The sequence below is a fragment of the Paraburkholderia terricola genome (assembly GCF_003330825.1).
Lineage (GTDB): Bacteria > Pseudomonadota > Gammaproteobacteria > Burkholderiales > Burkholderiaceae > Paraburkholderia > Paraburkholderia terricola.
This window is the reverse complement of the sequence record NZ_CP024941.1, coordinates 3,872,202-3,894,939: the sequence shown is the minus strand read 5'-3', so window position 1 is coordinate 3,894,939 and position 22,738 is coordinate 3,872,202. Positions and strand designations below refer to the sequence as shown.

23 protein-coding genes are annotated in these 22,738 nt (G+C 64.0%); 15 read left to right on the top strand and 8 right to left on the bottom strand.

The features are described from left to right. Positions 1 to 255: 255 nt before the first annotated feature. From CUJ90_RS17625 to CUJ90_RS17615, 3 genes are all read right to left on the bottom strand, one after another. Entirely contained in the window at positions 256 to 570 is a 315-nt protein-coding gene (locus CUJ90_RS17625) for a flagellar protein FliT (protein WP_114163299.1), read from the bottom strand. A 5-nt stretch (positions 571 to 575) separates the two neighbouring features. Then, positions 576 to 2,081: a flagellar filament capping protein FliD gene (fliD, locus tag CUJ90_RS17620; protein ID WP_114163298.1), complete on the bottom strand. Its 1,506-nt coding sequence runs from the start codon at positions 2,079 to 2,081 to the stop codon at positions 576 to 578. Between the two features lie 156 nt (positions 2,082 to 2,237). Beyond that, positions 2,238 to 3,383: a flagellin gene (locus CUJ90_RS17615; RefSeq protein ID WP_073427797.1), complete on the bottom strand. Its 1,146-nt coding sequence runs from the start codon at positions 3,381 to 3,383 to the stop codon at positions 2,238 to 2,240. Positions 3,384 to 3,651: 268 nt separating this feature from the next. Between CUJ90_RS17615 and CUJ90_RS17610 the strand changes: the two genes are divergently transcribed. Beyond that, on the top strand, positions 3,652 to 4,593 hold the full coding sequence (locus CUJ90_RS17610; RefSeq protein WP_114163297.1) for an aldo/keto reductase: 942 nt from the start codon (positions 3,652 to 3,654) through the stop codon (positions 4,591 to 4,593). A 359-nt stretch (positions 4,594 to 4,952) separates the two neighbouring features. Further along, on the top strand, positions 4,953 to 5,165 hold the full coding sequence (gene rpsU, locus CUJ90_RS17605) for a 30S ribosomal protein S21 (protein ID WP_006050883.1): 213 nt from the start codon (positions 4,953 to 4,955) through the stop codon (positions 5,163 to 5,165). Positions 5,166 to 5,323: 158 nt separating this feature from the next. Here the strand turns inward: rpsU and CUJ90_RS17600 are convergent, their stop codons facing one another. Next, positions 5,324 to 5,749 carry a hypothetical protein gene (locus tag CUJ90_RS17600; protein ID WP_114163296.1) on the bottom strand — a complete coding sequence of 142 codons (426 nt, stop codon included), beginning with the start codon at positions 5,747 to 5,749 and terminating at the stop codon, positions 5,324 to 5,326. A gap of 244 nt (positions 5,750 to 5,993) precedes the next feature. After that, the gene (locus CUJ90_RS17595; RefSeq protein ID WP_073427795.1) at positions 5,994 to 6,590 is read right to left on the bottom strand and encodes a DNA-3-methyladenine glycosylase I; all 597 of its coding nucleotides are present in this window, start codon (positions 6,588 to 6,590) and stop codon (positions 5,994 to 5,996) included. 139 nt (positions 6,591 to 6,729) lie between these two features. Here CUJ90_RS17595 and CUJ90_RS17590 point away from each other — a divergent pair, with 139 nt between their 5' ends. Both CUJ90_RS17590 and CUJ90_RS17585 read left to right on the top strand, forming a co-directional pair. Continuing rightward, a complete protein-coding gene (locus CUJ90_RS17590) occupies positions 6,730 to 7,611 on the top strand; it encodes a glucosamine kinase nucleotide-binding domain-containing protein (RefSeq protein ID WP_114163591.1) in 882 nt (293 codons plus the stop codon). 97 nt (positions 7,612 to 7,708) lie between these two features. Further along, a complete protein-coding gene (locus CUJ90_RS17585) occupies positions 7,709 to 8,530 on the top strand; it encodes a Cof-type HAD-IIB family hydrolase (protein WP_114163590.1) in 822 nt (273 codons plus the stop codon). A 50-nt stretch (positions 8,531 to 8,580) separates the two neighbouring features. Here the strand turns inward: CUJ90_RS17585 and CUJ90_RS33600 are convergent, their stop codons facing one another. Both CUJ90_RS33600 and aqpZ read right to left on the bottom strand, forming a co-directional pair. Further along, positions 8,581 to 8,706: a hypothetical protein gene (locus CUJ90_RS33600; RefSeq protein ID WP_268801984.1), complete on the bottom strand. Its 126-nt coding sequence runs from the start codon at positions 8,704 to 8,706 to the stop codon at positions 8,581 to 8,583. Positions 8,707 to 8,858: 152 nt separating this feature from the next. Next, positions 8,859 to 9,599 carry an aquaporin Z gene (gene aqpZ, locus CUJ90_RS17580; RefSeq protein ID WP_073427794.1) on the bottom strand — a complete coding sequence of 247 codons (741 nt, stop codon included), beginning with the start codon at positions 9,597 to 9,599 and terminating at the stop codon, positions 8,859 to 8,861. Positions 9,600 to 9,890: 291 nt separating this feature from the next. Between aqpZ and CUJ90_RS17575 the strand changes: the two genes are divergently transcribed. Next, positions 9,891 to 10,193 carry an H-NS histone family protein gene (locus CUJ90_RS17575; RefSeq protein ID WP_007179981.1) on the top strand — a complete coding sequence of 101 codons (303 nt, stop codon included), beginning with the start codon at positions 9,891 to 9,893 and terminating at the stop codon, positions 10,191 to 10,193. Positions 10,194 to 10,484: 291 nt separating this feature from the next. On the opposite strand, the gene CUJ90_RS17570 is transcribed toward CUJ90_RS17575, so the two are convergent. Next, complete coding sequence (locus CUJ90_RS17570) at positions 10,485 to 11,549, bottom strand: glycosyltransferase family 4 protein (RefSeq protein WP_073427793.1); 1,065 nt, start codon at positions 11,547 to 11,549, stop codon at positions 10,485 to 10,487. Between the two features lie 712 nt (positions 11,550 to 12,261). Here CUJ90_RS17570 and flhD point away from each other — a divergent pair. From flhD to cheD, 10 genes are all read left to right on the top strand, one after another. Beyond that, positions 12,262 to 12,582 (top strand): flagellar transcriptional regulator FlhD, encoded by a 321-nt coding sequence (gene flhD / locus CUJ90_RS17565; protein WP_013589958.1) that lies wholly within the window; start codon positions 12,262 to 12,264, stop codon positions 12,580 to 12,582. A gap of 51 nt (positions 12,583 to 12,633) precedes the next feature. Then, on the top strand, positions 12,634 to 13,194 hold the full coding sequence (flhC, locus tag CUJ90_RS17560) for a flagellar transcriptional regulator FlhC (RefSeq protein ID WP_073427791.1): 561 nt from the start codon (positions 12,634 to 12,636) through the stop codon (positions 13,192 to 13,194). 273 nt (positions 13,195 to 13,467) lie between these two features. Next, positions 13,468 to 14,328 carry a flagellar motor stator protein MotA gene (gene motA / locus CUJ90_RS17555; RefSeq protein ID WP_073427790.1) on the top strand — a complete coding sequence of 287 codons (861 nt, stop codon included), beginning with the start codon at positions 13,468 to 13,470 and terminating at the stop codon, positions 14,326 to 14,328. 21 nt (positions 14,329 to 14,349) lie between these two features. After that, complete coding sequence (gene motB, locus CUJ90_RS17550) at positions 14,350 to 15,357, top strand: flagellar motor protein MotB (protein ID WP_073427789.1); 1,008 nt, start codon at positions 14,350 to 14,352, stop codon at positions 15,355 to 15,357. A gap of 84 nt (positions 15,358 to 15,441) precedes the next feature. Beyond that, positions 15,442 to 15,819: a response regulator gene (locus CUJ90_RS17545; RefSeq protein ID WP_073427788.1), complete on the top strand. Its 378-nt coding sequence runs from the start codon at positions 15,442 to 15,444 to the stop codon at positions 15,817 to 15,819. A gap of 87 nt (positions 15,820 to 15,906) precedes the next feature. After that, the gene (cheA, locus tag CUJ90_RS17540; RefSeq protein WP_114163295.1) at positions 15,907 to 18,195 is read left to right on the top strand and encodes a chemotaxis protein CheA; all 2,289 of its coding nucleotides are present in this window, start codon (positions 15,907 to 15,909) and stop codon (positions 18,193 to 18,195) included. Between the two features lie 42 nt (positions 18,196 to 18,237). Continuing rightward, positions 18,238 to 18,768, top strand: coding sequence for a chemotaxis protein CheW (locus CUJ90_RS17535; RefSeq protein ID WP_028198487.1), 531 nt, complete (start codon positions 18,238 to 18,240; stop codon positions 18,766 to 18,768). A gap of 37 nt (positions 18,769 to 18,805) precedes the next feature. Then, on the top strand, positions 18,806 to 20,722 hold the full coding sequence (locus CUJ90_RS17530; RefSeq protein ID WP_114163294.1) for a methyl-accepting chemotaxis protein: 1,917 nt from the start codon (positions 18,806 to 18,808) through the stop codon (positions 20,720 to 20,722). Positions 20,723 to 20,926: 204 nt separating this feature from the next. Then, positions 20,927 to 21,892 (top strand): CheR family methyltransferase, encoded by a 966-nt coding sequence (locus CUJ90_RS17525; protein ID WP_114163293.1) that lies wholly within the window; start codon positions 20,927 to 20,929, stop codon positions 21,890 to 21,892. Continuing rightward, complete coding sequence (gene cheD, locus CUJ90_RS17520; RefSeq protein WP_114163292.1) at positions 21,889 to 22,737, top strand: chemoreceptor glutamine deamidase CheD; 849 nt, start codon at positions 21,889 to 21,891, stop codon at positions 22,735 to 22,737. Before CUJ90_RS17525 ends, cheD begins: the two co-directional genes overlap by 4 nt. Position 22,738 lies beyond the last annotated feature (1 nt).

The following is a 22,738-nucleotide window of genomic DNA, read 5'->3' as shown; positions in this document are numbered from 1 at the left end:
TTCCGATGCGCGGAGATGACGGTAAAAAGACCGCCTGTTTGGCGTATGGCGAACGTGGGCGGGAGCCCGAAACGCAGAAAAAAGCCCGCACGAGGCGGGCTGAGGAAGAGCGCGCCTCACTTCGGCGCCTGGTTCTTATTGTCGGGTGCCGCGGTTCGGTGCCGCGGTTCGGTGTTGCGGTGTCGTCCAGCGGGGCGATCCCGCGAGCCGGTTGAATCGCTTCGGCCCGCAGCGGCTGCCGGGCAGCAAGCGGAGTCAGAGTTGCGCGACCCGCTGGTATTCGCCGGCGGCCCTGGTGCGCCCGATCGCCGCTTCGAACTCGATGTGCAGTTCGTTCTGGGTGGTTGCCGCGTCCGCGAGCAGCGCTGCGTCGATGGCCTGAACCTCGCGGATCATATCGAGCGCGGCCGGTTCCTGGTCCGCTGTGAGCTGCATCAGCAATGGCGAGCGCGCTTCGGTCAGGCGGGCCGCTTCCAGCCAGTCGGCGAGCGACGCGGCCTGTCCGATTGCCCGTGTGATCGACAGCACCTGTGCGGCCAGTTCCGTCTGATTCATGTCGTGCGCGTCCATGTGGCTTAGCTCTTGTTGGTGGCCATCGCGCCGGCGCTGTCCTTGCCGCCGAACAGCGCGGTCAGGTAGGCCGAGTTGTTGTTCATGGTCGCCATCAACGTGTTCAGGGCGGTGAACTGCGCCTGGTACTGATCCGTCAACTGCGTGGTGTAGTCGGCGAGGGCGGTTTGCTGCGTGGTGATGCTCTTGAGGTCGGCGTTCAGCGCGGTCTTGCGCGTGTCGATAATGCCGCCGGTCTTCGTGAAGTTGGTAATGCTCGTGTTCAACTGCTCGGCAATACCGTTGGTCGTGTTGAACAGCGTGGCGACGGTAGCCGGGCTGCTCGTGAGGGCGGTGTTCAGCTTGTTGTTGTCGACCACCAGCGTGCCGTCCGCCGGGTCGTCCTTCAGCGTGATGCCGATCGCCGCCAGCGTGGCGCCGGTGCTGCCCGAGCCGACCGCGCCGCCAATGATCGTCGCCAGCGTGTTCTTGATCGTCTGCAGTGTGGAGTCGCCCAGCAGCGCGCCTTGCTGCGACGATCCGGCGTTGTACGAGGTGAGCGTGGCCATCGTCGCGATGACAGTGTTGTAGAGGCTCACGAAATTGGTGATCGCGGTGTTCTGCGAGGCGGTGTCCTGCGCAATGGTCAGCGTCTGCGTGGTCCCCGCGGATGCCGCGGCCAAGTTTATCGAGACACCCGAAATGGCCCCGGTCACGGCGTTGCTCGAGCTGCTGGCCGCGATCCCGCCAACCGTGAACTGCGCGTCCTGCGCGTAGCCGCTTTGCGTCCAGGCGCTGCCGGCATTCGCCGAGACGATCGACGACTGGCCGCCGGTGGTGCTCGCGGTCGAGGTCACGCCGAGGCTCGAAAGTCCGTTGTCGCTCGTGACGTTGCTGGTCGACACGTTGATCACGTTCGACGCGCCGGTGTTCGCCGCGCGCAGCACGAGGTGGGCGCCGTCCGTGCCGGTCACGATGGTCGCCGTGACGCCGGGGTTGTTGCTGCTGGCGTTGATTGCCGACGCGATGCCCGAGAGCGTGTTGTTGGTGTTGTCGATGCTGATGTCCATCGACTTGCCGCCGAGCGCGATCGACAGCGTGCCGGTGCCCAGTTGCGCGCTGGTGCCGAAGGCCGCCGAGGACAATGCCTGCGAGCTGGCGATCTGCGTGACCGCGACCGAGTAGGTGCCGGCCACGGCGCCGACGCCGGCTGTCGCGGTCAGCCCGGTGCCGCTCGCGGTGGCCGCGAAGGACGACAGCGTGGTGCCGTTGGCGAGGTTCGTGACGCCCGACTGCAGTGCGGCGAGCGCGGAGCTCAGTGCGCCGTAAGCGGACAGCGTGGTGTTGTCCTTGCTTTGTTGCGCCGCCAGCGTCGCGGTTTGTCCCGCGGTCTTGGCGTTGACGAGTGCCGTGACGAGCGACGACACGTCCATCGACGAATTACCCGTCGAACCACTGATGATCGACTGAGCGGCCGACTGCAGCGCGGCGTTGGCGCTTGCTGTGGCAGACGAGGTTGAGATCGTGGACATGCAGAGGCTCCGGCGTCTAGGAATCTGTATTAGGTGGTGCGCGATACTACATCACTGGGTCATGCAAATGCAGAGCGGGAGGCATGCCTCCCGTTGCTTGAAACCGGTGATGCGCCGCGCTTCTCGCGCGGCGCATCACCGTTGCCGCGTCGGCTCTTACTGCAGGAGCTTCAGAACTTGCTGCGGGTTGGAGTTAGCTTGCGCCAACACCGAGATACCCGCTTGCTGCAACACTTGCGCCTTGCTCAGATTCGCCGTTTCCTGTGCGAAGTTGGCGTCCGTGATTTGCGACTGTGCCGACGACAGGTCCGTCGATTCAGCTTGCTGCGAGGTTGCGATTGCGGTGAAGCGGTTTTGCGCGGCACCGAGCGATGCTTGCAGGTTGTTCACCGTCTGCAGTGCATTGTCGATGGAGACCAGTGCCTGGTTCGCGCCCGTGACCGTGCTGATGTCGAGGCCCGAAACCGTCGGCGGGCTGTTGATCGCGTTGATCTGCGCAACTGCCGCGACCTGAGCAGCGGAACCCGCGCCTGCCGTCGTCGTTGCACCGGCGCTGAGCGCCAGGGTCGTGATGGCGGTGCCGGTGCCCGACTGCGTGCCCGTGCTGAAGATCGCGCCGGCGACGGTCGAGTTGATCGCCTGGTTGTTCTGGTCCGTGAACGTGTAGCCGCCCTTGCCGTCCGACAGCACGTTGACCGCGGTGATCGTCGCGCCGGTAGCCGTGTAGGCGCCAGCAGCGTCCAGGCTGACCGACACCGTGCCGACGGTTTGACCCGTTTGCACCAGACCGCCGCCGATCTTCGCAGCCGACATCGACTGGCTCAGATCCAGGCTGATCGTTTGACCGACGTTCGCGCCGACCTGGAACGTCACGCTGCCTGCCGAGCCGTCCAGAATGTTCGTGCCGTTGTACGTCGTTTGCGACGCAATACGGTTCACTTCCGAGACTTGCGCGGCGACTTCCTTCTGCAGCGCGGCCTGGTCGCTCGACGACAGCGAACCGGTCGATGCCTGCACGGCCAGTTGGCGGATACGTTGCAGGCTCGAGGTCAGCGAGGACAGTGCGCTCGAGGCGGTCTGGATCATCGACACGCCGTCGTTCGCATTCGACACGCCCTGGTTCAGGCCGTTGATCTGCGTTTGCATACGCGTCGAGATCGCGAGACCTGCCGCATCGTCGGCTGCGCTGTTGATGCGCTTGCCCGACGACAGGCGGGTGATGGCTTGCGAAAGGGCGCTTTGCGAGCCATTAAGGTTTTGCTGTGCAACCAGCGAGTTGATGTTGCTATTGATTCCGAGCATGGAAAATCTCCTAAATAAGCCTTGAGCCCAGTACGCCAGGTTTGGCATCGGCGGAAGCACTCGTTCATTGCTGGCCGCCTCAGTGAAGGTTGACGGCCCCTCTAAAAAAAACTTGAGGAACTTTCTGTAATGGGGGCCCAAACGTTTGCCTTGCCTGGCGCCCCGAGCGCCGCCAGGCAAGGCTTGCGGCCCGGCCGGCACGCTTTGCTGCAGGCATCCGGGAGACGGCGTATTCTCGATTGCTCTCGTGAAAAAGCCAGGAGAAATCATGCAAAAGCGCAGGATTGGACGTTCGGAACTGGAGGTGGCGCCGCTCATGTTCGGCGGCAATGTATTCGGCTGGACCGCAGACGAAGCGACCTCGTTTTCGATCCTGGATGCGTTCGTGGATGCCGGTCTCGACTTCATCGATACCGCCGATGTCTATTCGGCGTGGGTGCCCGGCAACCAGGGCGGCGAGTCGGAGAGCATCATCGGCAAGTGGTTGCGCAAGAGTGGCCGGCGCGACCGGATCGTGCTCGCCACCAAGGTGTCCAAGCATCCGCGGCGCAAGGGGCTGTCGGCGGCCAACATCCAGGCGGCGCTCGAGGACTCGCTGCGACGCTTGCAAACCGATTACGTCGACATCTACTTTTCCCACGACGACGACGCCGACACGCCGCTCGCGGAAACGCTGGGCGCCTACCAGAAGCTGATCGAGGCGGGCAAGGTGCGGGTGATCGGCGCCTCGAACTACGGCGGCGCGCGTATCGAGGAAGCGCTCGCCGTGTCCCGCCGGCACGGTCTGCCCGAATATCAATTGTTGCAGCCGGAGTACAACCTGTACGACCGCGCCGAATACGAAAGCGATATCGAACCGGTGGCGCTCGCCCGCCAACTCGGCGTGGTGGTGTACTACAGCCTTGCAAGCGGCTTTCTGTCCGGCAAGTACCGCTCGCCGGCGGATCTGGTCAATAAGGCGCGCGGCAGCCGGGTCGAGAGGTACCTCGACGAGCGCGGTCTGCGGATTCTGGGCGCGCTCGACCGCGTCGCCGAGCGGCACGGCAGCACGCCGGCTACTGTCGCGCTGGCGTGGCTGATCGCGCGGCCGAGCGTGACCGCGCCGATCGCCAGCGCGACTTCGGTCGAGCAGCTCAACAGCCTGGCGGCGGCCGTCCACCTGGTGCTGACCGGCGCCGATATCCGCGAACTGGACGAGGCGAGCGCATGATCGCTCGATGGACCTGGCGGAATCCCTAAACCCCTGGTACGATGGGCGGTTTCCTGATATTATCGGGAGTGAATTGAGATCTTTGCCGGTTTCGTCAATGTTTTTCGTTGGTGAAAGCTAGGCGAAACGGCAGCAGGCGCGGCATTTTGCAATACGTCTGTCCGCGTTCCGCGGTGAGCTCCGCACCTCTCTTTTCCGGCCTCCGTGGCCGCTTTGCCTCTCGTTTCATTCATGGTTTGGCCGGGTTCTTCCCGCGTTTGCCTGTTACTGGCCATGAATCGGAGCGACCGGAGGGCCGGCGCGTGAGCGGTCTCCCGCCACGCAATCAACCCATATCAAGTGATTGAGTTAGGAATTACATGACGACGATTCTTCTGAAAGAAAACGAGCCGTTCGAAGTGGCGATTCGCCGCTTTCGTCGTGCTATCGAAAAAAATGGCCTGATCGCAGAACTGCGTGAGCGCCAATCGTACGAAAAGCCGACCACGGCGCGTAAGCGCAAGAAGGCAGCTGCTGTGAAGCGTCTGCACAAGCGTCTGCGTAGCCAGATGCTGCCGAAAAAGCTGCACTAAGCACGTTTTTTCCGCACGGCCGAACGGCGGTGTGAGCTTCGAAAGAAGCCACATCGCCGTTTTGCTTTTTGGGCGTGTCGCGTTTCGAGTGCCGGCTTTTTTTGACGCTGGTTCGTCCGTTGCCGTGCCGGGGCGTCTTGTTGCGCTATTGCCGAGTGTTATGCGGCGCTCTTCAGTCTCTCAGCGGACAGTCCGAACTGGCGGGCGATCGAGGTCAAACGCTCACGCCATTCCCAAGTACCGAAGACGTCGTGCACGTTTTGCAGGCAACTGAGCAGATCGACGGTGGCCTGGTCGTACACGTTGATGCGCGCGCGCAAGAGCGCATTTTTCAGTGCCGATACGCCAACGTCCATATAGGCGGGCACCTCAGCGGGCATTTTGCCGATATAGCGCACCGGGACGCCTTCCATCGCGGTCATATAGTCGCGTGGCTTGATGAAGTTGCCCACCGGGCAGCCGCCGCAATAGCCGCGGTAGGCGCCGCCGCCGCGGGGCAGCAGCGCAGCGCGTTTCTGGTCGAACAGGTGCCCCACGGCCTGGTCGAAAATGTCCTGATGCGTCAGGAAGTTAAGCGTCTTCATGGTCGTCCCCACGCGTTTGCACAGCGGTTGGTCATTGATTCAGCGCATGAGTTGAAGTATCCCGTTGGCGCCGATTTACCAACTTCGGACTAACAACGCGAAACACCTTCAATTCACGGATTCGGCTTCTGGTCCTCGACCGCGCCGCGCTCATAACCATATAACGACCGATCGCGCCAGAAAGCGCAGCAGGGCTTTACCCGATGGCGCGTCGACCTCCCAGCCGCGATGAACCGCAACCGTCTCAACCCGCTTTCCGGTTGCGTTCCTTCTTGGCGAGCGCCACGCATCGCGCGCGGCACATGCAGTTCGCCTCATGGTCGTTCACCATGCCGACAGCCTGCATGAACGCGTAACAGATAGTCGAGCCGACGAACTTGCAGCCGTAACGCTTCAACCCCTTGCTGAGCGCGTCCGACACCTCCGTCGACGCAGGCGCCTGCTTATACGACGCCCACTCGTTCTGGATCGGCGTCTGGTCGACGAACGACCAGACGAAGTTGGCGAGCGACCCATGTTCCGCCTGAATCTGCTGCACGGCGCGAGCGTTGTTGACGGCCGCTTCGATCTTGCCGCGGTGGCGGACGATTCCTTCGTCCAGCACCAGCGCTTCCACCTGTTTCGGCGTAAAGCGCGCCACCTTGTCGATGTCGAAATCGGCAAAAGCGCGGCGATAGCCGGCCCGCTTATTGAGAATCGTGGACCAGGACAAACCCGCCTGCGCGCCCTCCAGTACGAGCATCTCGAACAGATGCCGGTCGTCGCGCGAGGGCACGCCCCATTCGGTGTCGTGGTAGTGTGCGAGCGCTTCGCTCGACACCCAGTTGCATCGTTCAGTCACTGTCGCGCTCCTGCGTTGTGATGGCGACCGCCAGCATAGCGGAAGCCGGGCGCGCCGCAAGCTGGCCGTTTGGCCGATTGCGGGATTGAAACTGACCTGCCACGCTATGCGTTATTCCCACCCGAACCCATTCGATTCGATGAACAACGACTTTTTTCTGATCGGCATTGACGGCGGCGGCAGCGGTACGCGAGTCGTGCTCGGCGACGCGCGCGGCCGTGAACTGGCGCAGGCGGCGGGCGCACCATCGGGTTTGGGGCTCGGCGTGGAACGGGCTTGGGAGGCAATCACGGCCGGTTGCGCCGACGCATTCGCAAGCGTCGGCGCAACGCTGGACTGGTCGCGCTGCGTGCTCGGCTGCGGCTTGGCAGGAGTCAACAATCGCGACTGGTTGAGCGCCTTTCGGGCGCGGGCGCCCGCGCTAGCCGGGCTCGCCATTGAAAGCGATGCCTACACGACCTTGCTGGGTGCGCACGGCGGCGCGCAAGGCGTGATCGTCGCGCTTGGCACCGGCAGTGTCGCGGCCGCGCTCGGCGCTGACGGCGAGTGCCGGATTGTCAGCGGCTACGGTTTCCCATCGGGTGATGAGGCGAGCGGCGCCTGGCTCGGAGTGCGCGCCATCGTGCACGCGCAGCACGCGCTCGACGGTCGCGGACCCAACGACGATCTGGCGCAAGCGCTGCTCGCCCATACCGGCGCGCACGACCGCGACGCCCTCGTGGTCTGGCTATGCGAGGCCAATCAGACCGCGTATGCGAGGCTCGCGCCGATCGTCATCGCGCATCGCACGCATCCGTTCGCGGCGCGGCTGCTCGGCGAGGCGGGCGCTGAAGTGGGGAAGATGATCGCGGCGCTCGACCCGTCGGCGAGCTTGCCGATTGCGTTGTGCGGCGGGCTGGGCGCACCGTTGCGCGAATACGTGCCGCAGATTTACCAGGCGCGCTTGCGCGAACCCTTGGCCGATTCCGCGCATGGCGGCTTGCGGCTCGCGCAGCGGGAAGCGGCTCGCCTCACGGGGTGAGAATGAGCGCATGGGGTTGGTGCATCGCGAGCGCGAGCCGGCGAACCGGGCGGGCAACGGTAAAATGCATGCTTTGACGCTGCCCGGCTGCCCGCACATGTATAAAGTCATCGCCACGGATCTCGACGGCACGCTACTCAACGCCGACCACCAGCTCGACCCGTTCACCGTCGCTACCGTGCGCAAGCTGGAAAGCGACGGCGTGCGGTTCGTGATTGCCACGGGCCGCCATTACTGCGACGTCGCGGGCATTCGCGACTTACTGGGCATCAGCCCGTATCTGATCACCTCGAATGGCGCGCGCATCCACGCGCCCGACAATACGGTCCTCCACGCGGACGATCTGCCGCCGGCAATTGTGCAACGGCTTGTCCTGCCCGAAATCGCCGGCGCGCATGGCCGTGTGATCGTCAACCTGTTCGCCGACCAGGCGTGGCTGATCGACCGCCATGCGCCGCATCTGCTGAAATATCACCAGGACTCCGGTTTCACCTACGAGGTGACGGACCTGCCGAATCACGACGGCGTCGACATCGCAAAGGCGCTCTATATCGGCGAGCCTGCCGATCTCGCGCTGGTGGCGGCGAATCTCGCGCGCGAGTTTGGCGACGCGCTCTATGTCACCTACTCGCTGCCGGACTGTCTGGAAGTGATGACGTCGAACGTGTCGAAGGGCCGCGCCTTGCAGATCGTGCTCGAGCGCCTCGGCGTCGATGCGTCGCTGTGCGTGGCATTCGGCGACAACATGAACGATATCGACCTGCTGGAGACGGCCGGTCATCCGTTCATGATGAACAATGCCAATCCCGACCTCATCACGCGCCTGCCGAACGTGCCGCGCATCGGCAACAACTTCGAAGCGGGCGTTGCGCACCATCTGCGCAAGCTCTTCTCGATCGACGACGAATTGATAGCCTGATGGCCTGAAAATGAAATCGGTCCGCATCCACCTTCGTGGACGCGGGCCGATTATTCGTCGTGTTCGGGCTGCGGCGCGCGCTGTGCCTTGATGCCTTCGCGAGCAGCCGCAACGAGCGTCGGGCCATCAAGCCGCGTCCGCCGCGCCTTGCCGGGCCTGACGATCAGCCGTGCCATCCGCCGCGGCGATCGCCGTAGTCGCCTCGACCATCGCGGCCCCCAATGACGATCGTTGTGATTCCGGCCACGGTCAAACGGCCGAGCTCTGGCGCCAAACAAAACGGGCGCCTTAGCGCCCGTTCCAACAGTCTCGCAAATGCACTCGCCGGTTAGTCGATTGCCAGTTTCTGCGACTTGCCGCTGCGGCTTTCCGCGATGAGCGGGTACAGCACACCTGCGATCACCGCACCGATGATCGGTGCGACCCAGAACATCCACAACTGATCCATCGCCGCGCCGCCGACAAACAGCGCCGGGCCGGTGGAACGAGCCGGGTTGACCGACGTGTTCGTGACCGGGATCGAGATCAGGTGAATGAGTGTGAGGCACAGGCCGATCGCGATTGGTGCAAAACCAGCCGGCGCGCGCTTGTCGGTCGCGCCGAGGATGACGAACAGAAAGAAGCCGGTCATTACCACTTCGCAAATGAACGCGGCCGCGAGCGAGTAATGGCCCGGCGAGCGCTCGCCATAGCCGTTGCTGGCGAAGCCGCTGGCGATCAGATCGAAGCCGGGCTTGCCGGAGGCGATCAACGACAGCACCAGCGCGCCCAGCACCGCGCCGATCACTTGCGCGACGATGTACGGCAGCAGGTCGCGAGCCGGAAAACGCCCGGCGACGGTCAGGCCGACGCTCACCGCCGGATTCAGGTGGCAGCCGGAAATGTGGCCGATCGCAAAAGCCATGGTGAGGACAGTCAGGCCGAAGGCAAGCGACACGCCCACGAAGCCGATGCCCAAACCGTGGACCGGGCCGGCGAAGTTGGCGGCGAGAACCGCGCTGCCGCACCCGCCGAGCACAAGCCAGAAAGTGCCGAAAAGTTCGGCCGCGAGGCGCTTTGACAACTGCATGATTGGTGATCCTAAAAAGACAGACGCTCTTGGGGACACGGACGGCTACGTGCGCCCGCGCATCTTGGGAATGCGCAATTCTAGGGAAAGCCGGACAAAGCAGGTGTCAAGAATTGTCAATACCGAGACCGGCTTTACCTCTTATTGGCGAATAAAGATGTCGTTTAACAATTCAACGACGCTTAATTATTATCAGATGATATCGTCCTAAATCGGTATTGTTCGCCATTGCGAATCCGCATAATTGCAGTTAATCTTCGAGCGAATGAGTTCAGAAAGGGGAGAACCACAATGTCTCAATATGCAGACCTCAAGGCGCAGATCGCCAAATTACAGGCACAGGCTGAAGAAGCCCGTCGTACGGAAATCGACAATGTTGTCGCCGACATCCGCCAAAAGATCGCCGAATACGGTCTCACCGCGCAGGACCTCGGCTTCGCCGTGGCCGCCAAGCGCGGCCGTCCGCCCAAGAAGGCGCCGCTGCCGGCGAAGTACCAGGATCCGAAGTCGGGAAATACATGGAGCGGGCGCGGCAAGCCGCCCAAGTGGATCGTCGGCAAGAATCGCGAACGTTTTCTGATTGGCGCGGCTTAAGCCGATTGGCCGCCGGTGCGAAAGCTGAATGAAGGTTGGCGGTACTCGATCTTTATTCGCTTCGCTCTAATCGAACGTTGGAAGCGCATCCATGCCGCGTAAAAAAAGCCACCCTTAAGGGCGGCTTTTTTCTGGAGAAAGGGAGCGAAACTCCCGAGTTGCCGGGCGCGCAAACGATTCACATCGTGAATTCCCTGCGAATTGACCGGCGAAAAGGAAAGCGGCACAGGCGGCAGAAATAATAGCCGCCTGTTCATTGCAAAAACGCATCAACCGCTCGCGCTTCGCCTGTCAGCCAACCGCCACCTGGCGCAGCACCGGGCGGCGCGTCGCTTCGATCAGTGCCGAATAGCTGTCGACGTAGTTCTGCGCCATCGTCGTCGAACTGAAACGGCGTTCGAACTGCGCGCGGATTTCGGTGCGCGACAGTTCGTCCAGACGCTGCAGCGCGGCCACGGCGCCTTGGACGTCCTCCACGATGTAGCCGGTCACGCCGTGGTCGATCACTTCCGGCACCGAGCCGCGGTTGAACGCGATCACCGGCGTGCCGCACGCCATCGATTCGATCATCACGAGGCCGAACGGCTCCGACCAGTCGATCGGGAACAGCAGCGCCTTGGCGCCCGACAGAAACTCGGGCTTCTGCGCCTCGTTGATCTCGCCGACGAATTCCACGTGCGCCTGCGACAGCAGCGGCTCGATCTCGCGCTTGAAATAGTCCTGGTCGACCTTGTCCACCTTGGCGGCGATCTTCAGCGGCAAACCGCTTTGTGCAGCGATCTTGATAGCTGTATCGACGCGCTTCTCCGGACAGATACGACCGAGAAACGCCAGGTACTCCGGCTTCTTGTGCGCCTGCGGCGTCAGCAATTGGTCGGGCAAGCCGTGGTAAATCGTGTTGAGCCAGTTCGCCTGCGGCAGCGGCACGCGTTGCGAATCGGAAATCGACACCACCGGCACATTTGAAAAAGCGTCGAATACCGGTTGTAACTCCGGCAGGTCCAGCCGACCGTGCAGCGTGGTCACGAACGGGGTGTCCATCGTCGTGAACAGCGGGAACGGCATGTAGTCGAGGTGAAAGTGAAGTACGTCGAATTCGTGCGCCACCTTGCGCACCTTCTCCATCATCAGCACGTGCGGAGCGAGCGCGTCGCGGATCGTGGGATCGAGGCGCAGCGCGCGAGGCCAGCAGGCGTCGAGGTTCGCGGAAGTCACCGAGTCGCCGCTCGCAAAGAGCGTTACGTCGTGGCCGAGGTCGACCAGCGCTTCGGTCAGGTACGACACCACGCGTTCGGTGCCGCCGTACAGTTTCGGCGGGACGGCTTCGTACAACGGCGCAATTTGTGCGATTCGCATGCGTATTCTCCTATTCAGAACGGCTTCGCACAGCGGCGCTCGAGTAGAGCGAGGAGCGAATGCCTGACGGACGGTTGGGCGCGGTTAGCCGCCGCCCGGGGGTGCTCCGAACCTGCATCGGGTAATCCCTTAGCTTCATTATCGGGATTGGCCGCGCCAATTCGAGTTATTTTTCAAACGCTTAATGTTGTTACAGCGGGAAACATGGGCCGTTACAGGTTTATCCGAAAGACCGTACCAGCGACTCGGCGATATTCGCGGCCGCCTTGCCCGCACGCTGTCAAAGCCGCGCAGGCCAGTAGCAAGGAGCGCGCCTGACACGCGAAAGGCGCCTATATCGGGCGTGTTACGCAGAGGTGAAAACGTCTTATAATTGTTTTTCACCCATCCGAGGGGCGCGCCGCGAAGCACTCGGATACCCGAGTCCCTCGCATCGCCGTCAAAGAAAAATTCAAATGGCATAGCGGCTTGAAGCGAATTGCCCCACTTTCCTTTCACTTCATTTCCCACTCGTGCGGTGTAGGAAAAATTCCTACATGAATGGCGGATTAATCCGTCAAACAGGCTGGGTGTCTGTCCGATTTTCGTCCGCGCCCCCATTCGAGACAATGCGTGCAAGACCAGAAACGAGCCGATTCGTGCGTTTAAGTGCGCGCGTTCGAGCAAACGTTTCCGTAACGGCCTGACCAGCCAGATACACCCCGGGGGAATCATGAGCGCGACAAGCGATATGCTCAATGAGATCAGAGAAGTCAACCTGTCCTATCTCCTGCTCGCGCAGCGGCTGCTGCGCGAAGACAAGCCGATGGGCATGTTTCGCATGGGGATTTCGGACCAGCTAGCCGACGTACTTGCCAATCTGTCGTTGGCGCAGACCGTCAAGCTGGCGGCGTCCAATCAGGTGCTGTGCCGTTTCCGTTTCGATGACCATGCCGTGCTGTCCGCTCTGGCGGACAAGGGCAAATCCAGCGCCGTGGCTCAGGCGCATTCCGCGATCCTGATGGCAAGCCAGCCCGTCGAGCAACTCGGCTGATGACAGCCCGCACCTCACACGAAGCGATCAGGACGGGGGCAATGCAAGCGGATGGCCTATAAAAGCGTGGTGCTCGAAGTGAGGGAAATCACCCTCGCGATCGAACTGATCGAACTCGGCGCGCGGCTGCAATTGCTGGAGGCTGAAACCAGCCTGTCGCGCGACCGGCTCATCAAGCTGTACAAGGAACTGAAAGGGGTGTCGCCGCCCAAGGGCATGCTGCCGTTCTCGACCGACTGGTTCATGACCTGGCAGCCGAACTTTCACTCGTCGCTGTTCTACAACATCTACCGTTTCATGGCCGGCCATGGCGGCTGCGAGACGATCCAGTCGATCGTGAAGAGCTACCGGCTCTATCAGGAGCACGTCCAGTTGCACGACGACGAGCCCGTGCTCAGTCTCACGCGCGCCTGGACCCTGGTGCGCTTTTTCGACTCCGGGATGCTGCAAATGACGCCCTGCTGCCGCTGCGGCGGGCATTTTGTCGCGCATGCGCACGATCCGCAGCATGCGTTCGTCTGCGGCCTCTGCCAGCCGCCCTCGCGCGCCGGTAAGACAAAGAAATTCGCCGACGCCCGGGCCCGCGAGAGTCTCGCCGCGCTCGAAGCCTGAGTCGCGGCCCGGCCGCCAGCGCGCGGGCCGGCATCGCCGGTGGCCCGCCGCCTAGCGCCCGTCATCCGCCGCCCGCGTGCCCCGGCACCCGAGCGCACCCCGTCCCGACGCGTCCTTCCGCCAGGCCACCTAGCGCCGGCCCCAACTGCGCCGCTGTGACTTGCCTCTGGTTTACACCGGAGCGGCAGGCCGCTTTTCCGTCAAAGTTTTCTGCCCGCTTGCCGTAAACCAGTTTAACGACGGTCACCGTCGCTTCTTTGTGAGGGCTCCGCAGTGCTGATTTTCGTGGGAACACTCGTGACGCTTTTGTCCGTTTTCGGCGGTTACGCGCTGGAAGGCGGTCATCTCGGCGCGCTGCTGCAGCCCGTTGAAGTGCTGATGATCGTCGGCGCCGGGGTGGGCGCGTTCATTCTCGGCAACGGGATGAAGACGATCAAGGCGACGCTGCGCGTCATTCCAACCCTGTTCAAGGGCGCGAAGTACAACAAGGACGTGTACATGGAGCTGATGGCGCTCCTCTACGTCCTGCTGGCGAAAGCGCGCAAGGAAGGCACGCTGACGCTCGAAGCCGACATCGACGATCCGTCGAAGAGCCCGATCTTCACCCAGTATCCGAAGATCCTCGCCGACAAGCACATTATCGAGTTCCTCACCGACTATCTGCGTCTGATGGTGGGCGGCAACATGAATGCGTTCGAGATCGAAAGCCTGATGGACGAGGAAATCGAAACGCATCACCAGGAAGGCGAGGCGCCCGCGCACGCGCTGAACAAGGTCGGCGACGCGATGCCGGCGTTCGGCATCGTGGCCGCGGTGATGGGCGTGGTGCACACGATGGCCTCCGCCGACAAGCCGCCCGCGGTGCTCGGCGAGATGATCGCCCAGGCGCTGGTCGGCACCTTCCTCGGCATTCTGCTTTCGTACGGACTGATCGGGCCGCTCGCGAGCGTCGCCGAACAGCGCGTGACCGAGTCGACCAAGATGTTCCAGTGCATCAAGGTGACGATTCTCGCCAGCCTGAACGGCTATGCCCCGGCGATCGCCGTCGAATTCGGCCGCAAGGTGCTCTTCTCGACCGAACGCCCGTCGTTCGCCGAGCTGGAAGAGCATGTGCGCCGGGTCAAGGCCAAGTAACGGGCGCCGGGGACCGAAGCGATGAGCAAGGACAAAGACCGCGCCATTGTCGTCAAACGCGCCGCGCCGAAGAAGGCGGGCCATCACGGCGGCGCGTGGAAGCTCGCGTATGCGGACTTCATGACCGCGATGATGGCGTTCTTCCTGCTGATGTGGCTGCTGAGTTCGGCCTCCACGGTGCAGTTGAAGGGCATCGCGGAGTACTTCAACCAGCCGTTGAAGATCACGCTGTGGGGCGGCGACCGCAGCGCCGAGGATTCGAGCATTCTGAAGGGCGGCGGCCGCGACATCTCGACCGACGCGCAGGGCGTGACGCGCTCCACCGACGGCACCAACAACCGCGCCGAGCGCACCGCGTCGCATGCGCCGGAAGACTCGCTCAAGCAGTTGCAGGGCGAGCTGGAGCGCCGCGAGCAGGTCCGTCTGCACGATCTGCAGGTCAAGCTGATGGCCGCGATCGAGGCGAACCCGGTGCTGCGCCAGTTCAAGCAGCAGATCCGGATCGATTCGACGCTGACCGGTTTGCGCATCGAAATCGTCGACTCGCAGAAGCGGCCGATGTTCGCCACGGCGAGAGATCAGGTGGAGCCGTACATGCGCGACATCCTGCGCGAAATCGGTCACACGCTGAACGACGTGCCGAACCGCATCATCGTGCAGGGACACACCGACGCCGCGCAGTACGCGGGCGGCGAGAAGGGCTACAGCAACTGGGAACTGTCCGCGGACCGCGCCAATGCGTCGCGCCGCGAGCTGATCGCCGGCGGCATGGACGAAGCGAAGGTGATGCGCGTGCTCGGCCTCGCGTCGACGCAGAACCTGAACAAGGCGGACCCGATGGATCCGGAAAACCGCCGCATCAGCATCATCGTGCTGAACAGGAAGTCGGAGGAGGCGCTCAACCATGACGACTCAACCACGACCACCCTGTCGGACGACGCAGCCGGATCCAAGCCGCTGCTGCAAAGACTTGCGCAACCGGTGACGGTTGCACCGAAGGTGTCCGCGGCGACGCGGGCGACCCAGTAACAAACGGCGATCGCCTGACCGTTCACGCGCCCGACTGGCGCGAACAGCCCGGCGATCCATAGCGTAAGCGCAGCGAGGTTTTTCATGATCAGGCACATCCTGGCAATCGACGATTCAGCATCGATGCGGCAGATTCTCGCCGCGACGCTGACGACGGCCGGCTACGAAGTGACGCTCGCGGCGGACGGCAATGAAGGGCTCGAAAACGCCCTCGCCATCCCGTTCGACCTCGTGCTGACCGACCAGCACATGCCGGGCAAGACCGGCCTCGATCTGATCGCCGAACTACGCGGCAACCCGGCTTACCAGGCGACCCCCATCCTCGTCCTCACGACGGAATCGGGCGACTCCTTCAAGGCGGCGGCGCGGGCTGCGGGAGCGACCGGCTGGATCGAAAAGCCGCTCGACCCCGACATGCTGACGGAACTGGTGGCGGCGCTCGCCGAACCGGACCCCGCCTAAGCCCCATTCATACACAGGTTATAGAAGCTTTCGACGCGGCGGCACGGCAGCCCAAGCCTAGACAGGAACTCTCGCGGTGACACAGGCATGACACTCGACATCACTCAGTTCTATCAGACGTTCTTCGACGAAGCGGACGAACTGCTCGCGCAGATGGAGCAGTTGCTGCTCAATCTGGACATCGCGCACCCCGATCCCGAAGACCTCGCGGCGATTTTCCGCGCGGCGCATTCGATCAAGGGCGGCGCGGCGACGTTCGGTTTCACCGCGCTGACGGAAACGACCCACATTCTCGAATCGCTGCTCGACCGCGCGCGCAATAACGAACTCGTGCTGCGCAAGGACATGATCGACACGTTCCTCGAAACCAAGGACGTGTTGTCGGGCCAGCTCGCCGATTACCGCGCGAGCGCCGAGCCGGATACCGCGGTCGCGAAGGCGATCTGCGCGAAGCTCGAACAGTTGCACGCGGAAAGCCGCTTCGGCGGCGCGCCGGCCGAAGCGGCGCCGGCAGCGGCTGTCGCCGTGGCGGCGCCGCTGGAAACGCAGGCAGTACAAGGCGGCACCCCGCCGGAGCATGTCGTCGAACAGGCGGTGCAGGCGGCGGGTGAATGGATTGACGGCGAACCGGCGCAGACCGGGCAAGCCGCGGGCACAGGCGATGCAAACGACAACGCCGGCCCACATCTGAAAATTACGCTACGGGGCGTGGGAGAGAAGGACCAGGCACTGCTGGCTGAGGAGCTCGGCAACCTGGGCAACATCGTGGGGCAGGTCAAGAGCGGCGGCGATCTGACGCTGTGGCTCTCGAGCGACGTGCCCTCCGACGACATCATCGCCGTGTGCTGTTTCGTGATCGACGAAAGTCAGATTTCGATCGGCCGCGGCACCGCACCGGCGGGCGAGACGCAGCAAGGCGAACCTGGAACGCCCGACGCTGCCGATTCGGCCCCGGCGCAAGCAGCACAGGCGGCACAAGCAGTCGAGGTAACGCAAGCCGCGCCGGCAACTCAGACGAGCGCCGCGCACGCCCAATCGTCCGCGCAAGGCACAGCGGCCGCCACCGCCGCTCAACCCGCGGCGGCGAGCAGCGCACCCGCCGCCGGCCAGGCGCCGGCGGCCAGCGCCGCCGCGCCGGCCGAGAACGACCGCAAGGCGGCGCGCCCGGCCGCGGCGGCAGGCGGCGCGGAAGGCAGCTCGATTCGCGTCGGCGTCGAAAAGGTCGATCAGTTGATCAACCTGGTCGGCGAACTCGTGATCACGCAGGCGATGCTCGCGGAAACCACCAGCACGTTCGACCCGGCCTTGCACGATCGCCTCTTCAACGGCATGGCGCAGCTCGAGCGCAACGCGCGCGATCTGCAGGAAGCGGTCATGTCGATCCGCATGATGCCGATGGATTACGTGTTCAGCCGCTTCCCGCGTCTGGTGCGCGATCTCGCGGCGAAGCTCGGCAAGCAGGTGGAGCTCGTCACCTTCGGTCAGGCGACCGAACTCGACAAGAGCCTGATCGAACGGATCATCGATCCGTTGACGCACCTCGTGCGCAACAGCCTCGACCACGGCATCGAAACCGTGGAAGCGCGGCGCGCGGCGGGCAAGGATTCGACCGGCCAGCTGGTGCTGTCGGCGGCGCACCACGGCGGCAACATCGTGATCGAGGTGAGCGACGACGGCGCGGGCCTGCGCCGCGACAAGATTCTCGCGAAAGCGGCCAAGCAGGGCATGCAGGTCAGCGAAAGCATGACCGACGAGGAAGTGTGGAACCTGATTTTCCTGCCGGGCTTCTCGACAGCGGAACAGGTGACGGACGTCTCCGGCCGCGGCGTCGGCATGGACGTGGTGAAACGGAACATCCAGTCGATGGGTGGTCACGTGGAAATCACGTCGCACGCCGGCAAGGGCAGCACCACGCGCATCGTCCTGCCGCTCACGCTGGCGATTCTCGACGGCATGTCGGTGAAGGTCGGCAACGAGATCTTCATTCTGCCGCTGAACTTCGTGATGGAGTCGCTGCAGCCGCGCGCCGAGGACATCTACACGGTGGCCAACGGCGAGCGCGTGGTGCGGGTGCGCGGCGAATACCTGCCGCTCGTCGCGCTGCACGAAGTGTTCAACGTCGAGGACGCGAAGCAGGAACCGACGCAGGGCATCGTCACCATCATGCAAACCGAGGGGCGCCGCTTTGCGATGCTGATCGACGAGCTGGTGGGCCAGCAGCAGGTGGTCGTGAAGAATCTCGAAACCAATTATCGCAAGGTGCACGGCATTTCCGCCGCGACCATTCTCGGCGACGGCAGTGTCGCGCTGATCGTGGACGTGGCGGCGCTGAACCGCGAGACGCGCAACGCGCATGGCGCGATGAGCCTCGCATGACATTCACTCAATTCATTTCATCCCAACCGTTTGGGGGCTAACGTGGCAGAAGTCCAATCCATCAATTCGAGCGTCGCGAACGCGACGAATGGTCGCCGCGACGCGCAGCAGGCTGACGCCGGCGGTCAGGAATTCCTCGTCTTCACGCTCGGCGCCGAAGAGTACGGCATCGACATTCTCAAGGTGCAGGAAATCCGCGGCTACGACAACGTGACGCGTATCGCGAACGCGCCTGAGTTCATCAAGGGCGTGATCAATCTGCGCGGCATCATCGTGCCGATCGTCGACATGCGTATCAAGTTCCATCTGGGTCGCGTCGAGTACGACCACCAGACCGTGGTGATCATCCTGAACGTCGCGCATCGCGTGGTCGGGATGGTGGTGGACGGCGTGTCCGACGTGCTCACGCTCGCCACCGACCAGATCATGCCGGCGCCGGAATTCGGCGCCACGCTGACGACCGAGTACCTCACGGGGCTCGGCACCGTCGACGGCCGCATGCTGATCCTGATGGACATCGAGAAGTTGATGACCAGCCGCGAAATGGCGCTGATCGAAACGCTCGGCGCCTGACGGCTGCGGCATTCAGAGTTTGTGAAGGAGCATTGAAATGCTAAGCAGGTGGTCGATTCGGACCTCCCTCACGCTGGTGGGGATCATTCTCGTCGCGCTCACCGTGGTGGTCGGCGTACTTGGGCTGACGGCGCTGAGCAGCGCCCGCCAGTCGCTCGACCGAATCGCGCGCGGCGATCTGGTGGCGATTCACGCGCTCGACGATGCGTCGGCCTATCTGCTGCGCTCGCGCCTGTCGCTCGATCGTTTCACCGCGCTGAGCGCCGCCGGCGACACTGAAACGGCGAAGAAGGTGCTGGACCGCGCGGTGGAGCTGCACGGCTTCAGCAGCAAGAGCTGGCAGACCTATCTCGACGCGCCGAAGAGCGGCATCGATCAGGCCCAGCTCGACGAACTGGTGGCTCGCCGCACGACGGTCGTGCGCGACGGCCTGGAGCCCGAATTCGCCGCGTTGCGCGCGGGCGACCTGGCCGCGTACCACGCGATCGCCGACAAGAAGATCAGCCCGATGTTCGTCGCCTACGACAACGTGGCGTCGGCGGTGGTCAAGAGCCTGCAGCAGCAGGCGGTCGACCAGCAGGCAGCCGCGCAGTCCAACATCTCCCTGATGACGACGCTGATCGCCGGCTTCGGCGCGCTTGCCTTGCTGCTGGTGGTCGGCTTGCGCTTCGCGCTGCGCGGCCTGATCGTGCAGCCGCTCGCGGACGCTACCGCCTGCTTCGAGCGCATCGCGTCGGGCGACCTGTCCGAGACGATCGCGGTGTCGAGCAGCAACGAGATCGGCCGGCTGTTCAGCGGCATCAAGCGGATGCAGGAAAGCATGGCGACGATGGTGAAGGCGGTTCGCAGCAGCACCGAATCGATCGACACCGGCGCGCGCGAAATCGCGATGGGCAACACCGATCTGTCGCAACGCACCGAACAGCAGGCCGCCTCGCTGCAGGAAACCGCGTCGAGCATGGAGCAGCTCACCGGCACCGTGCGCCAGAACGCCGAGAACGCGCGCCAGGCGAGCCAGTTGGCCGTCAACGCGTCGGACATCGCGACGCGCGGCGGCGACGTGGTGAGCCAGGTCGTCACGACGATGCAGGACATCGCGGCCAGCTCGGGCAAGGTCGTCGACATCATCGGCGTGATCGAAGGCATTGCGTTTCAAACCAATATTCTCGCGCTGAACGCGGCGGTCGAAGCCGCGCGCGCCGGCGAACAGGGCCGCGGCTTCGCCGTGGTGGCCGGCGAAGTGCGCAGCCTCGCGCAGCGCAGCGCGAGCGCCGCGAAGGAAATCAAGGAACTGATCGGCGACTCCGTCGACAAGGTGCAAAGCGGCTCGGCCCTGGTGGGCCGGGCGGGCACGACGATGGACGAGATCGTCCAGGCGGTGCGCCGCGTGACCGACATCATGGGCGAGATCAGCGCGGCGTCCGAGGAGCAATCGGGCGGCATCGAGCAGGTGAATCGCGCGGTCGTGCAGATGGACGAAGTCACGCAGCAGAACGCGGCGCTGGTCGAAGAGGCCGCGGCAGCCGCCGCCTCGCTCGAAGACCAGACGCGCCAGTTGCAAACGGTGGTGAGCGGCTGGAAGGTGGCCGGCGGCCCGACGCACGGCGGCGCGCTCGCGGCGCGCGGCGCAGTGGCGGCGACAGCGGCGCCGGCAACGGCGCGCACGAGCGGCGGCAAGCACGTCAGCGCGCGTAGCGCCGGCGGCGCCCAGGCCGCGAAAGCGGCACCGCGAGCGAGCGCACATGGCGCGGCGCATTCGGCATCTCAAGCCACCGCAAACACCGCAAACACCGCAACGCAAGCAGCACCGGCATCGGCCAACCATGACGCATCCACCGCGCGCGTCGAACCGGCCTTGAAGCCGAAGACGACCCGCGCGGCGAGCGAAGCCCCGGCACGTCCGGCCGCGAGCGCGGCCACGGCGGGCTCGGATGGCGACTGGGAAACTTTCTAGGACATGGCGGAAAAACATGCAGTCATTCGGCATCTCGCTCCCTGAGGGGCGAATCATCGAAGCACGCCTTACCGGCGTGTCGCGGGCCGACTGCATGTTGGTAAAACTCGCGGGAGTGCGCGACCCCGCGAACCCAATCCCTTCTCCGCGAGGCAACGGCCTTGGCGGCAAGCGGGATGGCTCGTATCGCAGGCAGGAACTCACATGATGGCAACGCGCGCACAGCAACGCCCCGAGCGGGCGGAACCGGCTAGATCCGGCGAGCAGGGACGGGATTTCGAATTCACGTCCGCGGATTTCGCTCGCATTCGCGACCTGATTCACCGCAGCGCGGGCATCTCGCTATCGGACCACAAGCGCGACATGGCCTACAGCCGCCTTGCGCGCCGGTTGCGCGCACGCGGCCTCGACACCTTCAAGCAGTATCTCGATCTGCTCGAGGCGGAAAACGATCCGGCCGAGTGGGAGGCGTTCACCAATGCGCTCACCACCAACCTGACCGCGTTTTTCCGCGAGGCGCATCACTTCCCGATCCTTGCCGAATTCGTGCCGCGCCGCGCGCAGCCCGTCTCGGTGTGGTGCTCGGCGGCCTCGACCGGCGAAGAGCCGTACTCGATCGCGATGACGCTGATCGAAGCGCTCGGCGAGAGCGGCGCGCGTCACGCCAGCGTGCTCGCCACCGACATCGACACGCAAGTGCTGGCGAAAGCCGAAGCCGGCATGTACCAGTTCGAACAGGTCAAGCACCTGTCGCCCGAGCGGCTCAAGCGCTTCTTTCTGAAGGGCACCGGCGCGCATGCGGGCATGGTCAAGGTGCGCCCTGAAGTGCGCTCGCTGGTGCGCTTCGAGCAATTGAACCTGACCGACCGCGATTACCAGTTGCGCTCGCAGTTCGACGCGATCTTCTGCCGCAACGTGATGATCTATTTCGACAAGCCGACGCAAGCGCAGGTGCTCGCGCGCTTCGAGCCGCTGATGAAATCGGGCGGCCTGCTGTTTGCGGGCCACTCGGAAAACTTCACGTACGTCACGCAGGCGTTCAAGCTGCGCGGCCAGACCGTCTATGAGCTGACGCGCGACACGGCGGGCGGCGCGCGCGCCGCCCCGGCTCGCGAGGCCACGCCGGCGCGAACCGCGAGCAATGCTTCGACGAGCGGGGTGACAGCATGAGCAGCCGCTTGCCGATCGCCACCAATCTGTATTTCGACAATCACTTTCAACGCCCCGGCGTGAAGCTGCTGCCGAACGAGTTCTACACGACCCACGAAGACATGGTGCTCGTCACCGTGCTGGGTTCGTGCGTCGCGGCCTGCATCCAGGACCGCACCGCGGGCATCGGCGGCATGAACCACTTCATGCTGCCCGACGACGGCGCGGACGTCGGCCAGGCCGCATCTGATTCGATGCGCTACGGCGCCTACGCGATGGAAGTGCTGATCAACGAACTCATCAAGGCCGGCGGCCGGCGCGAGCGCTTCGAGGCCAAGGTGTTCGGCGGCGGCGCGGTGCTCGCCGGCATGACGACGATGAACATCGGCGACCGCAACTCGGAATTCGTGCGCCGCTACCTGGCGCTGGAAAAAATCCGCATCGTCGCCGAAGACTTGCAGGGCTCGCACCCGCGCAAGGTCGCCTTCATGCCGCGCACCGGCCAGGTGATGGTGAAGAAATTGCGCGTGCAGCAGGAAGCGGGCGTGGCCGAGCGCGAACAGGCGCTCGTGCGGCAAAGCGCCGAGGCGCGCGCCGAACGGCTCGCGGCCGCGCGCAAGCGGGTCGAACTGTTTTCGGCCCCGGCCGCCGCGAAGCCCAAGGTCGAACTGTTTTCATCACCCGCCGCGGCGCGGCCGAAGGTCGAGCTGTTCGGCTCCGCTTCCGGCGGCGCGGCGGGCACAGCGGCAGGCGGTTCGGGCGCGGCGGTGAAGCCGCGCGTGGAACTGTTCGGCGCGAACGCCGCGAACGGCATGAATTCGCGCGTGATTAATTCAAACAACGCCAGAACGATAGAGGAGGCGTGAG

Coding starts and splice junctions, on each gene's coding strand:
- CUJ90_RS17625 (WP_114163299.1), bottom strand. CDS start 570: ATGGACGCGCACGACATGAATCAGACGGAACTGGCCGCACAGGTGCTG.
- fliD (WP_114163298.1), bottom strand. CDS start 2,081: ATGTCCACGATCTCAACCTCGTCTGCCACAGCAAGCGCCAACGCCGCG.
- CUJ90_RS17615 (WP_073427797.1), bottom strand. CDS start 3,383: ATGCTCGGAATCAATAGCAACATCAACTCGCTGGTTGCACAGCAAAAC.
- CUJ90_RS17610 (WP_114163297.1), top strand. CDS start 3,652: ATGCAAAAGCGCAGGATTGGACGTTCGGAACTGGAGGTGGCGCCGCTC.
- rpsU (WP_006050883.1), top strand. CDS start 4,953: ATGACGACGATTCTTCTGAAAGAAAACGAGCCGTTCGAAGTGGCGATT.
- CUJ90_RS17600 (WP_114163296.1), bottom strand. CDS start 5,749: ATGAAGACGCTTAACTTCCTGACGCATCAGGACATTTTCGACCAGGCC.
- CUJ90_RS17590 (WP_114163591.1), top strand. CDS start 6,730: ATGAACAACGACTTTTTTCTGATCGGCATTGACGGCGGCGGCAGCGGT.
- CUJ90_RS17585 (WP_114163590.1), top strand. CDS start 7,709: ATGTATAAAGTCATCGCCACGGATCTCGACGGCACGCTACTCAACGCC.
- CUJ90_RS33600 (WP_268801984.1), bottom strand. CDS start 8,706: ATGGCACGGCTGATCGTCAGGCCCGGCAAGGCGCGGCGGACGCGGCTT.
- aqpZ (WP_073427794.1), bottom strand. CDS start 9,599: ATGCAGTTGTCAAAGCGCCTCGCGGCCGAACTTTTCGGCACTTTCTGG.
- CUJ90_RS17575 (WP_007179981.1), top strand. CDS start 9,891: ATGTCTCAATATGCAGACCTCAAGGCGCAGATCGCCAAATTACAGGCA.
- CUJ90_RS17570 (WP_073427793.1), bottom strand. CDS start 11,549: ATGCGAATCGCACAAATTGCGCCGTTGTACGAAGCCGTCCCGCCGAAA.
- flhD (WP_013589958.1), top strand. CDS start 12,262: ATGAGCGCGACAAGCGATATGCTCAATGAGATCAGAGAAGTCAACCTG.
- flhC (WP_073427791.1), top strand. CDS start 12,634: ATGGCCTATAAAAGCGTGGTGCTCGAAGTGAGGGAAATCACCCTCGCG.
- motB (WP_073427789.1), top strand. CDS start 14,350: ATGAGCAAGGACAAAGACCGCGCCATTGTCGTCAAACGCGCCGCGCCG.
- CUJ90_RS17545 (WP_073427788.1), top strand. CDS start 15,442: ATGATCAGGCACATCCTGGCAATCGACGATTCAGCATCGATGCGGCAG.
- cheA (WP_114163295.1), top strand. CDS start 15,907: ATGACACTCGACATCACTCAGTTCTATCAGACGTTCTTCGACGAAGCG.
- CUJ90_RS17530 (WP_114163294.1), top strand. CDS start 18,806: ATGCTAAGCAGGTGGTCGATTCGGACCTCCCTCACGCTGGTGGGGATC.
- CUJ90_RS17525 (WP_114163293.1), top strand. CDS start 20,927: ATGATGGCAACGCGCGCACAGCAACGCCCCGAGCGGGCGGAACCGGCT.
- cheD (WP_114163292.1), top strand. CDS start 21,889: ATGAGCAGCCGCTTGCCGATCGCCACCAATCTGTATTTCGACAATCAC.